At 67.7% G+C, this 12,966-nt stretch carries 7 protein-coding genes; 5 read left to right on the top strand and 2 right to left on the bottom strand.

The window, feature by feature from the left end; all coding sequences use genetic code 11:
• Positions 1–20 precede the first annotated feature (20 nt).
• Complete coding sequence (locus K7C98_RS32380) at positions 21–320, bottom strand: hypothetical protein (RefSeq protein ID WP_224195693.1); 300 nt, start codon at positions 318–320, stop codon at positions 21–23.
• Positions 317–775, bottom strand: a complete 459-nt coding sequence (locus K7C98_RS32375; protein WP_224195692.1) for a hypothetical protein — start codon at positions 773–775, stop codon at positions 317–319. The genes K7C98_RS32380 and K7C98_RS32375 overlap by 4 nt, the downstream gene beginning before the upstream one ends.
• Positions 776–805: 30 nt before the next feature.
• Between K7C98_RS32375 and K7C98_RS32370 the strand changes: the two genes are divergently transcribed.
• The 5 genes from K7C98_RS32370 to K7C98_RS32350 all read left to right on the top strand — a co-directional run bounded on the left by K7C98_RS32370 (position 806) and on the right by K7C98_RS32350 (position 12,571).
• Positions 806–1,099: a hypothetical protein gene (locus K7C98_RS32370; RefSeq protein ID WP_224195691.1), complete on the top strand. Its 294-nt coding sequence runs from the start codon at positions 806–808 to the stop codon at positions 1,097–1,099.
• A gap of 107 nt (positions 1,100–1,206) precedes the next feature.
• Complete coding sequence (locus tag K7C98_RS32365) at positions 1,207–1,971, top strand: Crp/Fnr family transcriptional regulator (RefSeq protein ID WP_224195690.1); 765 nt, start codon at positions 1,207–1,209, stop codon at positions 1,969–1,971.
• A 358-nt stretch (positions 1,972–2,329) separates the two neighbouring features.
• Positions 2,330–4,363, top strand: coding sequence for a metallophosphoesterase family protein (locus K7C98_RS32360; protein ID WP_224195689.1), 2,034 nt, complete (start codon positions 2,330–2,332; stop codon positions 4,361–4,363).
• Positions 4,360–10,473: an AAA domain-containing protein gene (locus K7C98_RS32355; RefSeq protein WP_224195688.1), complete on the top strand. Its 6,114-nt coding sequence runs from the start codon at positions 4,360–4,362 to the stop codon at positions 10,471–10,473. The genes K7C98_RS32360 and K7C98_RS32355 overlap by 4 nt, the downstream gene beginning before the upstream one ends.
• The gene (locus K7C98_RS32350; RefSeq protein WP_224195687.1) at positions 10,463–12,571 is read left to right on the top strand and encodes a hypothetical protein; all 2,109 of its coding nucleotides are present in this window, start codon (positions 10,463–10,465) and stop codon (positions 12,569–12,571) included. The genes K7C98_RS32355 and K7C98_RS32350 overlap by 11 nt, the downstream gene beginning before the upstream one ends.
• Positions 12,572–12,966 lie beyond the last annotated feature (395 nt).

The raw sequence follows: 12,966 nt of genomic DNA, 5'->3' as shown, positions 1-12,966 counted from the left end.
GCAACAGCAGGTCGCGGAGGTCACTCACCGCGGCGTCGCGGGTCGGGCCTGAGCGGCCCGACCGCGACGTCCTCCTCGACGCTCCACCGCTCGCGCACGAGCTCGATGATCTCCGACAGCGCGTAGTGCCTCCGCGCCTCGACGATGAACTTGGCCCGCTCGAGCGCCTCCGCGGGCCAGCGCGAGCGGACGCCGGACTTGCCGTCGGAGATCAGCGTCGGCGCCGGTAGCAGCCCCTTCTTGACCCACAGGTTGAGCGACTGCCGCGACACCCCGGTGACGGCGATCAGCTCCTCGTTGGTGACGAACTTCCGCTTCATCGCTGCCTCTGCGAGCGTAGCCGCTTCGGCCGCCGCAGCTCGCGCGCGGCCTCCCGCCGGGCGATGTCCTCGGGGGTCGGGGGTCCCCACTTCTCGATGACCAAGACCCTGATCTCCGCCAGCGTCAGCAGTTCGGCGCGCCTGGCCATAACGAACCGGGCCCGCTCGAGTGCCTCGATCGGCCAACGCGACTTGATGCCCCGGCGGCCGTCCGAGAGCACCTCCGGTGCGGGCAGCAGACCCATATCGGCCCAGTCGTACATCGTGTCCTTGCTCAGCCCCGTGATCTGCACGAGGTCACCCGTGGCCGCGATCGGAGGGAGGGGTGCCTTCGGACTCACCTGCACATAGTAGCAGTACCTTTCGATAGCATCCACGTTCAACGGCGATCGGTGCGCCGTTGGGCCCATCCAGGAAAGGCGCGAATTCGCTACTTGCTGGTTCTCCTCAACCATTATAGAAAGCAACCACAAGGAAAAAGGACGATGGACCCCCTGCTCGCTGCGTCACCCGACCTCACCGACCTCGAGTGCATCGTCGTGGAGGCTCGTCGCCGCCCGCCTGGTTTCTACGAGACCCGCACGCGCGTCTTCTACGTCACGCAGCGCGGCGACGTGTTCCTACTGCGAGCTCCAGGCGCGCCCATCACCGTCCAGCGACTCGACGACCTCCCCGAGGGCGCCGATAGCGTCGCGCGCTCCGCCGTCGACGACCTGCAACGCCAGCTCGCCGCGATCCTTGACCACCACGCCCGGAGCACATCGCGCCCGTCTTCCTGAGACGGTTCCGCCGACCTCCTCCTCGCCAGGGAGCGCCCGCCGCTCGTCGATCTCGACGCGTCGACGCGGGTGGTCCTCCCGATGCCTCATGCCCGCGAAAGGACGCCATGACCACCGAGACTACGCGCCACTGCTGGTATCTGAGCAAGAGCCCGGTGCTGGCGGACCTGCCTGCCGCAGAGCTGCAATCGCTCGCCCAGGCCGCCGAGTTGTGCGAACGACGGCGCAATACGACGCTCTACCTCGCGGGCGACTTCGCCGGGGACGTGTACTTCCTGCACGGCGGCCGGGTCAGCTCGCTTTACATCACGAGCACCCATCGCACGGTCAGTCTCGGGCTCTACGGCCCGACCGAGGTCTTCGGGGAGAGCTGTCTGTGGAGCTCGGCCCCGCGTGACGACACCGCCGTCACCGCGACGTCGGTCCTGCTCTCGCGGATCCCCCGCGCCCTGTTGCGCGCGGTTCTCGACGCTCACGGGCGGATCGAACAGCGCCTGTCCGAGCTCGCCGTCGTCCGGCGCGACGCGACGATCCGCCGACTGGCCGCAGCCCTCACCAGCAGCGTGCGCGCGCGGCTCGCCGGCCAACTCCTCGAGCTCGCCGAGCACGGCCGCGACACGCCTGACGGCCGCGAACTCGCGTTCTCGTTGACCCACCATGAACTCGCGGCGCTGATCGGCACGACCCGCGAGAGCGTGTCGCTCGAGCTTGGTCGCCTCGAACGGTCTCGCCTGCTCATCCGTCGCGGTCGCCGGATCCTGCTCCGCGATCTGCGGCGTCTGCTCGCGCAGGCCCGAGACGATCTTCCACCGCGTCGCCGCGTCATCGGCGGAACCGTCACGGCCGGAGTCGTCCTCGGGCTCATGCCGTGATCGTCGTCGACCAGACGCCGCAGCTGCGCAAAACCTGCGTCGCGGCGATCGCCACCCGCGCGCGCCCACGCTCGACTTGCTCGGGGTTCCCTCGCGGTGGCACGGCACCCGGCTGGCGGGCCATCATTCTGGCCCGTGCGCCCCGCTCATCTTCTCGAAGCTCCTGTCGAGGCCCGTCGAACTCCGGCCTCTTCGTGCATTGTGGGATTTCTCGCATTTTCTCGGCCGCGACTCCCCTACGGAGCCGAGCGACCGGCATGCGCACCGCTTCCGGCTTTCCTGGACCTGCGCGAGGCTCCGAGTGGGGTTCACGAGGATACGAGCCGTCGATGGTTGACACCCAGCAGGAAGCTTGGCGATGCTGATCATTGTGCCAGGAGAACCGCACCAACGAGCTTGGCCCTCGGCCGATACGACCTTTACATGGTTACACATCACCGATCTGCACGAAGGGCACCGCCAGCCGCATCTGTGGCCGAACATCGTCGAGCGGATCCGTGACGACCTGACGGCGCTGGTGCGCACCACGGGCCCGTGGGATGTGGTCCTTTTCACCGGCGATCTCGTGCAGAAGGCCGAACCGGCGCTCTATGATGCGCTCGACCGGACCCTCCGCGGTCTGTGGAACTTCTTCGAGGACACCCTGAAGTTCTCGCCCAAGCTCTTTACGGTCCCAGGAAATCATGACCTCGCCTGGCAGGATCCGAGCGACCGGTACGTCTCCCGGCTCTTGGCGCTGTGTGACGACGAGCAGGCCCGGGAGACATTCTGGACCGCCCCGAAGTGCCGGACGCGACAGATCGTGCGCCGAGCCTTCGCCGCGTATTCGAAATGGGAGCGCAACCACCGCTTCCCGCGAGTGCCCTCCGTCACCCCCAGCGGGCTCTTGCCGGGCGACAGGGCCTGGATCTTCGAGAAGGACGGTGCGCGCCTCGGCATCGTCGGCCTCAACAGCGCCGCTCTTCAGTTGGTCGACAGGCGTCACGTCGCCGCGCCGAAGCACGCCGACGAGCCGTACATGGAGCGGCTCGCTCTCGACGTCCGCCAATTGCATGCGGCGTGCGGGGGCGACGGCGCGCAGTGGTCCCAAAACAAAGTCGACGCGGCGCTGTTGTTGACCCACCATCCCCCCGCCTGGCTTCACCCCGTCGCCCGTACGCACTATGAAAGCGAGATCTATCTGCCTGGTCGATTCGTCGCCCATTTGTTCGGGCACATGCACGAGCACTCCCATCGCAGCACGTCGGCCGGGGCCGCAGAGCCGCGCCGGCACTGGCAAGGGACCGCGCTCTTCGGCATCGAGAAGCGCTACGGCGCCATCGACCGCCGACACGGCTTCACGCTCGGGAAGATCGAACTGCGCGGCGGCTCGGCGACCTACAGGCTGTGGCCGCGGATGGCCGTGCAAAAAGAGGGCAACTACATCAATTTCGTCGGCGATACCCAATGCGAGCTGGATCGCGTCGACGGCGGTACGCGCATGGAGTCCGTCGTGTTGCGGCGATCGACATCAGGTTCGCGGGGTACCCGCGCAGCCGACCATGCCGCCGGCGGAGTGCTCGATCTACCCGCATTCCAATGGATCGAGCACCTGAAGAGTTGCGTCGCGGAGGACAGGTGGTCGCAAGTACGAATCCTGCCGGGCAACGGTCCCAATCACATCCAGGATGTCCTTGAGCAATGGGCCCCCGAGCTTCGGGTCGTCAAGGTCGATATCAGCGAGCTAGAGACGCCCGCCGATTGCGTCGCGCACCTAATTGAGTCCGCAGACACGGCGCCCGACCGCTCCACACACATCGGCTTGGCGAAGGCGCTTCGGGGCGACAGGCGCCGGCTGGTACTCCTCATCTCCGGGTGGGGTCTGCACGAGCAAACCTGGGGTCCGGAGTCGCTGCGCGCGATCGCGCTGTTCTGGCTCGGTTTCAAGAATACCACTCCCAAAACCATCCTCATCGGCATGATGCCCACGCCGCTGGAGCATGTGGTCCGGGGGACTCGGGAGGGCTCGCTCTTCACGGCGGAGTCGATCATCCCGTCCGACAACGACGGCGAGCGGCTCGAATCCTGGTTGCGCAGGCGCCTGGCTCACCTCGCTACTGCCGAGCGCGACACACTGGTGCGCGCGACCGGAGGGTTCCTTGAGCCGGCGCAGACCGCCCTGCGGGTCCTGTCACGTAATTCACCAGCGGAACGGCTCGAGCTGGTGCGCGATTCCCTGATCAACGTCGGCCGGGTGCTTCTGGCCTCGATGTTTCACTGCTGCGTCGATGTCGTCTGCGGCCGCAGCAAGGCCCTCGGGTGCGTCGACGCGTTGCGGAAGGCCGGGATCTTGACGAGAGATGCTGACCCGCGCCCGAGGGTGCCAGAATGGACCGAGGCGTGGGAGGCATGAGCGACGAGTGGCCGGCAGCGCCGTTCCTGGTCGGCGGAGCCATCCACGACGACTGCCGATTTGCCAACCGGACGGTGCTGCTGAGCGAGATTCGCGCGCTCGTGCGGAACCTGAACGTGCCCGGCTTCTTGATCCGCGGGCCGCGTCGATTCGGCAAGTCCTCCGTCCTCGAGCGGCTCGGGGTACTCATCGAAGACGAGGCGCTCGTCATCCGGCTCGATCTGCTGAGTATTCTAGGGCATTCCGACGTGTGGCCGGTCGGCTCGGTCGCGCCGACCGTGCTGCTCGCCCTGCTGGAGGTCGTCGAATCGGCGGTCGGTCACCTGCCGGCGCCGCTGCGCAATTTGGTATCGAGCCCCGGGATCGACATCCAAATGTTCCGCCGGCGCGGGCTCGCGGAGCTGCTCAAGCTGGCGCCGCGCCGTCTGGTCGTCCTGATTGACGAGATGGAGGTGGCGGAGGCTCGCGACCCGCGAGCGCCGGGCGAGCTCGGCCACGCGCTGACGCCGATCGTTGGGGCGTCCCGGAATCGACCTTTTCTCTGCGTCGTCTGGGGACGCGCGTACGGACGGGGCCTGGCGCGTGACATCCCCGACATCTACAAGGACTTCCCTCGCCACAACCTGGAGCGATTCTCTCGCGCCGATGTCGCCGCCCTGTTGAATCAGCCCGTGCGCGACCATTACGCGTGGAGCGACGACGCGGTCGGGAGGGCCTGGGAACTGACCAGCGGTCATCCACTGTTCGCTGCGGCGCTCGGCGCGGCAGTGCACCGCCGGCGCGCAGACGGCACCACCGCCGTCGTGACCATCCCCGAGGTGAACGCGGCGCTGGACCTGGCGCTGGACCGGTCAGAGACATGGGGGGACGCCTGGCGCCAGCTGGGGCGGGTAAAGCAGCTGTTCCTCCGCGCGGTCGCCGAGGGCACGCCCGCGGTCCTCGAGGAGGTGACGGCGCGCGTGCAGCGATGGGGAGCGCCCTACGAGAGCTCCGACTTCAAACCGCTCCTCGGCGGTCTCCTTGACGACGACGTCCTCGCCGAGACCGCCCATGGGTACGTCTACGCGGTCGAGATGATCCGGCAGTGGATCGCATCGATCGACCCCGGCGTGCTCCTCGCCGAGCCCGAGGACCCACGCGACGGCCAGTCCGCGGCCGCTGAGCGCGAAGAACGCAGGGGCCGCGAGCTGTACGGAAAGGGGGACTTCGACGGGGCCGCCCAGGCGTTCGAGCGGGCGCTAGAGCTCGACGAGGGCCGCTGGCACGCCGCGGTCAGCCTCGGGCAGATCCTGCTGAAGCAGAACCGGCCGATGGACGCGGCGCGCAAGCTCCGTCAGGCCTCGCCGACCGCCGAGGTCCGGCGGATCCGGGCGCGCGCGCTGGCCGCGAGCCTGAAGCAGGCACTCGCCCTGCATGACGACGTCGCGGCTTGGGCGGACGAGCTGCGCGCCGTCGATCCGCAGCAGCAGGAGGCCCCGGAAGCCGAGGCCTCGTTCGCGGAGATCGACGTCGAATCCTGGTGGTCTGTGATTACCAGTGAGAGGCCGCCGGAGGAGTGGATCCAGGCGACTGACCGCCTCGTGTTGGTTCCGGCCGGCGCACGGATCCCGGCGGCGCTGCGCCGGCTGCACGCTGCCATCCTCGGGGGTCTCGAGGGCCGGACGGACATTCAGCCCCTGCGAGGTCTCGTCTGCCACGTCTCACCGCACGTCCTGCAGCGCTGCGAACCGCTCACGGACAGTGCGGCCGAGGGCCTGTCCGAATTGTGGGCACACAGCTTCGCGGCGGTCACGTCGGCGCTCGAGCGATTCGCTTTCGAGCCGGGTCACCTGGGGACCATTGTGCTGCCGGGCAGCTTGTCGCAGCTCGCCAGCTGCCGCCGCGCACAGTCCGAAATGGGCGACCGGGTACGAAAGCTCGTGTCTGCCCTGGTCACTGTTTCACGATTGACCGAATTCGCGTGTCAGGACGTGGTCCTCACCCGGGGGGCGGTTGCCCTGCTGGCCCACCTCCAGGAGAAGGAGAAAGCGCGTCAGCGCCTCGGCGAGGCGCTGCACCGGGCCGTCGAGTCGGTCGACTCCGGTTCGTCCGCGGGCGTCGGCGTGGCGCTGTGGACGCTGCCGATGATCATCTCCCACATCATCGCCCTGGTCGACGAGCAGTGCCGCCAGTCGTACCTTCAGGACATCGTCAATAACATCGAGTACCTGTTTCAGCGGATCGACGCCGACCCTGAGTGGTCGGCGGCGGCGAGCCGCGAGGACGAGTCGGTCTGGTCGAGCTGGCACGAACTGCTCGAGGCTCTCGCGAGCGACTGGCCGGCCGAGATCTCGAGTCTGCGCGGATCGATCCAAACGCTTCGGGCGATCAACGTCGCCATGCCCGAGGCCGCGCCGACCCGCGCTGGAAAGCACATCGAGGCCAGCGAGCTCGCGGTGATTCTCGGCAGCGTCTACAAGGTCGGGCGCCCGGTGCCCTACCGGATCTATGGCGTCCCGCCCGGGTACGTCCGAGCCTGGAGCGTCGAGCGCCTCGGGCGCGAGCTGCTTGCGCGCGCGTACCGAGTCGAGGGCGGAGAGCCGAGCGTCCAGACCTTCCTTGCCCACCTGTGGGATAACGAACGCCGGCTGTTGACCACCCTCGCCACCCGCTGGGAAGGCCGCGCGCTGCCCCGCCTCCACGTCTCCCGCTTCGAGGGTCAGGCGCTCATCCTGGTGACCGATCACGTGGGTCCACGGACCCTCCGCGACCTGATCGACAGCGGCGAGATCGAGCGCCTCCGCCGCAGCTCCCGCTCCGGGTTGTGGTGGCACCTGCAGGGCATCATCGACGGCCTCGCGTCGCTGCACCGTGCCGGATACCTTCACCGCGCCGTCCGCCCCGAGCACGTTCTCGTGGACCCCGAAGCCCGCTCGAGCCGGGGACGCCCGTGGCTACGCCTGGCGAACTTCGAGTGGTCCGTTTACATGTACAACATCATCGCCTCGCAGCCGCTGACGAACCCGGTCGTCGACCGCTACATGGCGCCGGAGCGGATCTCCATGCGCGCTCGCGGCGAGGACGGGTTCGTCAGCGGCGAGGGCCCAGTCACGGACGCGTTCGCCCTCGGCGTGCTGCTGTACGAATGCATGATGGAACCGCTGCGCCCGGCCGAGCGCGAGCGCTTGCCGACGAGCTACGACGCGAAGGCGCACAGGGAATGGATCACCCAGCTCCTGATCACGGTCAACGAGGCGAGGCGCGACCAGCGGCTGCTTCCCGAGGAGGCGTTCGTCCTCGCCGAGCTGCTGCGCCCCGACCCGATCCGCCGCTGCGCCGATCTCGACTCGATCCTTGAGACTGTCGGCGTCCTAGCCCAGTCCGACCCGGACCATCACGCCGGCGCCGATCGTCCGCTCCAACTGGTCTCCGCACTCGAACTCTCGACCCCAGAATCGATCGCTCGGTTCATCCACGATGAGCTTCCCAACCTCGAATTCGCCAGTATCGAGGCGCTCGCCTCGTGGATCCAGAAGCAGCTGAAGAACGCGAGAATCCGCCCCAATCGGCGCGCGGGGGCCCCCTTGTTGCTCGAGGGTAGGGACCTCAACTTCACGGTCGAGCCGTTCCATTTTCACGGGCACCTTCACCACCACATCGGCTGGCTCAAGGTCGCCAAGGAGCACGACGGCCCGTCGGGCGCGGTCCTCGGCACGCTCGTCGGCGGTGTCGAGATCCACAACTACCACCGGCAGCTGCAGATCGCCCCTCTGCTGACCAGCCCGGAGGGGTGGACCCGCTGGTTCAACGCGGTCGAGCGGCTCTACGAGGGGCTCACGTCCGACGAGCGGGCCTTCGTCGCCCGCCTTCACTGGTCGATTGATCTCGAGCGCAAGTCGTGGGAGCGTCAGGTGGAACCATACGAGCTCGTCGAGTATAGGGAGGCCACGCGGCCGGGCCTGTACGACGTTGCGATCATTCAGGGAGTCGGCGACCGGCGGGTCGGGAACGGCGAGCGAAACCGATATGGGCTCTCCGATCTAATGGCGCAGTCGGCCGATCGCGGCAACACGTACTTCGAGCTCGGCCGCCGGCGGAGCCCGACCGCCCGCTTCGATCCCGGCCAGAGATGGTTCCAAAAGAGCAGCGACGAGCAAACCGGTCGGATCGAGATGCACCGGATCCGCCGTGAGGGTGCCGGCAGGCCGCCGACGCAAGGCTTCGTCCGCCCGCACAGCCTCGCGGGCCACCACGCCCTGTACCAGCGCCGCAAGGACGTTCTGGCGGACATTGAGCGCGACCCGTTCCTCGTCCGCGCGCTCCATACCCCCGAGGAGACCTTCGACGACCTCAACTTGCCGCCGACGCGGCTGTTCGATGGTCGGCTCGACGCGGACAAGCAGGCGCTGGCGGTGGCGATCCAGAACCGCCGCCCGCACTTCCTCGTCCAGGGTCCCCCGGGCACCGGCAAGACGACGCTCGCGGCCGAGATCATCCTCCGTACCCTGCATCAGGCACCGTCGTCGCGGATCCTCATTGTCTCGCAGGCCCATGATCCGCTGAATAACCTCCTTGAGCGGGTCCAGCAGTCGCTCGCCGCGCTGGGCAGCGGCGGCGGCAAGCTCAGCCCCAGCAGCGTGCGTCTCACCTCGGAGGAGCGTCTGGACGAGCAGCGCTATGGCCAGGAGGGCGTGCGGGTGGCGCGGGAATTCCACCCGTCGCGCGTGGCCGCGCAGCTGATGATCGACGCATCCGAGTGGCGCCCCGGCCCAGGCGACATCCAGCACGAGAAGGCGCTCGCGGCGTGGCAGCATCTGAAAGAGACCCAGGCGCTCTACGGACTATCCCGCAGCCTGGAGAACCGGCTGGTCAGCTCCGCGAACCTCGTCTACGCCACCGCCAATGACCGCCGATTGGCAGCGCTGCGGCCCGGCAGCTTCGATCTGGTGATCTACGAGGAAGCGGCGAAGGCGTATCCGCTCGAAGTGCTCGGTCCGCTACGGTTCGCGCGCCGCTGGCTGCTGATCGGCGACCAGAAGCAGCTTCCACCGTTCGGCCTTGACGACATCGACGGCTGCCTGCGAGCGGAGATCGCCGAGCACCGTGAGCGGTACCGGTACGGCAAACGCACCGGCGGGAACGCGAGTGGCATCGATCCGGCGACCATCCTCGGGACCGGCCCGGCGCCCCGCGATCTGTGGGCCGGCATCCAGCAGGAGATGATGAGCCTGTTCCGATTCTTCGACTACGCCCTCACGCGCTCGCGGCTACGGGTCCCGCTGGGTGCATCGCTGCCGGGCGGGCTCGACGGCAAGTCCGCGGCCATACAGGGGCTGACAGGCATGTTGCGGACGCAATGGCGCATGCATCCCGTCATCGGCGACTTCATCAGCCGGTGCTTCTACGACGGCGAAATCGCTACGGGCTCGCCAGAGCTGCTCAAGGAACAGCGACGCCACCGCCTCGAACCCAGGAATCTCCCGGAGATCCGCGACAAATCGATCGTCTGGCTCGACACGCCCTGGGTCGAGGATCAGGAGCTAGCGACCGAACACCACGTCTTCGGCGGCGGGTACGAGAATGGCTTCGAGGCGCGCGTGCTGCTCGGCTTCGCGCGCCATCTCCTGGTCGGACCGCCGAAAAAATACACCGTAGCGATCCTGTCACCGTACCGGGCGCAGATTAGTGCCTTGGCGAAACTGACCCGCGGTTACAGCTTCAGCGGCGGTGGCGAGTTGCAGAACAACCTGCACACTGCCGACAGCTTCCAGGGCAAGCAGGCCGACATCGTACTGGTGTCGCTCGTCCGCAACAACAGCCTCAGGCGGCGACAGTCGGCGCTCGGCTTCCTCGAGAACGTGCAGCGTGCGACCGTCATCTTCTCACGCGCCGAGCGCCTCCTGGTGATCGTCGGGTGTCTGCAGCACTTCAGACGCCACCCGGGGACCGCGATGGAGCGGGTCGCCAGCGAGGTAGAGGCACTGGCGGGCGACCGAAACTCCGGCGTGTTGATTCTGCCGGCGAGCGATTTCATCGAGGACCGCTACTGGGATGACCTGCGGCGCTACCACGGGCTCAAGCGCGAGGCGGAGCGCAGATCGTCGGCGAAGCGAGGTGCCCGTGAATCGTGATTTCGTGCTTCGGCTGTCCGGGGTCCGCTACCGCTGCACGCCGCAGTTCTTGCCGGTCGACGAGTTCGACCCACTCGCGCGGTTGTTCCTCGAGGTGTTGAAGTACGAGACCAACGTCTCGCGGCTGGTCCGGGCGTTCGGGCTCGAACCGCGGGTCGTCGAAGATGTCCTCGGCGATCTGGTGCGTCGCAATCGCGCGCGCCTGGTGGTGCAGAACGGGGTCAAGGAGCTGCGCCTGGTCAGCGAGTCGAGCCCGATTGTGGTCCATCGGGCAGGCGAGGCGTTCGACGTTTGGCAGGACTCTGCCACAGGCATCGTGTTGCCGGCCGACCTCGTCGATCACCTCGAGTCCGGCGGAGGCGGTGCCTCTCACGAATTGACGGGGCTCGTCCCGCTGGTCGATAGCTTTCTCCAGGCCCCGGACGCGCAGCTAATCGAGTGCCTGCTCCGGTGCGACAGCCAGCTAATGGAGCGGCGACAGAGCTTCTCCCTCCTCGATCGCTTGACGGACCGGTACCGCGTGCGCCCGCAGACGATCTGCGTGCCCGGGAGCGAGGCGCAGCTCCAAGATCAGGTGATCCCGCAGCTGACCGCCGACGGCATTCCGGCATGGGTCACCCGCGTCTGGTCCGTCTCACTGCGGCGCATCGCGTTCTCGCGCGGCAACGAGATGGCGTTCCACCTTGCGGCGACGACCGATGCTGAAGGCGTGCGCCTGGTCTCGAGGTGGCGAGCACGAGCTCATCTCGACGCGTGGAGGGACGCGGTCGACGCGTTCCTCCAGCAGCTCCCGCCGCCGATGTCGGGGTTCGAGCTCCGGACGGTGCGGGAGAAGCAGGCCCCGTTGGCCGGCCACCTGCTGTCGGTCGCTCACGTCGAACTGCTCGAGCACGCACGGGCCGACCGAGACATGCGCTGGATCGCGCCCGTGCTCGACCGCTCGCACGACTGGGTGGTCGTCGTCGTGCCCTGGGAGGGCGCGATCACGGGGGTCCATGAGCTACTCGACGAGCGCGCGCGCGCGGACAAACCGGTTCCGAGCAACCTGCTGTTGATCGTACCGCCGACGGTCCGGGCGCGGCTCGATGGCTTGGACAGCGAGCTGCAGCGGGTGGTCGGCCCGACGCGGTTCGTGTCGGTGCTTGTCCGGGAGTGGCCGCACGGTGGCCCCGCGGTCGTGCTCGGCGATTGGTCCGAGATCCGACTGCGTCACGCGCCGCAGACCCACACCCTGCGGATGACCGGCGCGAACCTGGCCAACGAGTTCCTCGGGATCCTCCAGGCGCTGCCCGACACGCACCAACAGGGCCACGAGCACGAGTTGTCGCGCGAACTGCTCCGTCGCCTGCGCGTTCGCCGTGACACGATGCGGTCGCATGAGGAGGCCCGACTCGGCGAGGGGCCGGACGCGCGCCCGATCATCGTGGCGATCGACGGACTGCGAGCATTCACGGAGCGGCTCGTCAACGCCGTAGTCGACCCGGAACTGCTCATGCGCAAGCAGATCGAGGAGCTTCAGACTGTTGATTCGCACAAGATCGACCGCTCCCGCCCCCTCGTCGAACAGCTCCCGTTCCTAGGCGAGGAGCGGGACGAGCTGGCGTACAATCTTTCGCTGACCCCTGCGTCTCCGTGGGCGCTGTGGACTCGGCTGGGTGCGAGCGACCTGCTACCGACACTAGCGGCTGTCCTGACGGAGCCGAACCGCCGCCCCGTAGAGGGCCAGATCCTGATCCTCGGCTCTCGCCTTGACGAAGACCTCCTGACGTCGGAGATCACGGCCGTCATCGCCCACGCTGTCGAGGTGCGCGGGTGGCAGGTGACGCTCGTTTGCTCCAGTGGATCGGGAAGCACCCGGGAGGCGGCCGAGAAGGCGCGTACCACATTGAAAGCGCTCGTTCCTTCACCCCGCCTCCGCGTGCTTTTGCCTTACCAACCTGTTCCCCTCCACGCGCTAGTCATGGACGACGCGGTCTTCCTCTGTTTCAGCGACTGGCTCGCCGTCGCGGCTTGTAGCGAGGCTAGCGGACTGCACTTCGGCCTAGCCATCGAGAGCTACCCGCTGGCCAAAAGGCTGTGGTCATGGGTCCAGGAGTGACCCCAGCGGCGCGCGGCACGTCGAGGCCACCTTCTCGGCCTTTCAGGCGACCTACAATGCGATTTTCGACGCCCGGATCCTGGTCGACCGGCCGACTGCCTTCTACCTCAAGGCCCTCCGCTTTAGTGGCGGCCAGGATCGGATCCACTTTTCGCGACCAGTGGATCCCGCAGGCTTTGCGCTTGACCACGACGCGCTGCCGCAGGGAAAATGGCTGTTTGGCGCGAAGGTTGTCGCGCGACAACCCGACCGTATCGCGACCACCCCGCCACCGTCGGGTTCAGTAGTTTTGCGAGGTGTTGACCCCGTCAAGGGGTGCGCTCGCCAGGGCTCGCATCGGACGGATACGCAAGAGCGGCCCGGGTAGGCCCGGCATCGAAGCTTTCCGCCTTACA

Source organism: Nannocystis pusilla, from assembly GCF_020073745.1.
Taxonomy (GTDB): domain Bacteria; phylum Myxococcota_A; class Polyangia; order Nannocystales; family Nannocystaceae; genus Nannocystis; species Nannocystis radixulma.
Note: the sequence above shows the minus strand (reverse complement) of the source record. Positions and strands in the feature narration are given on the sequence as shown.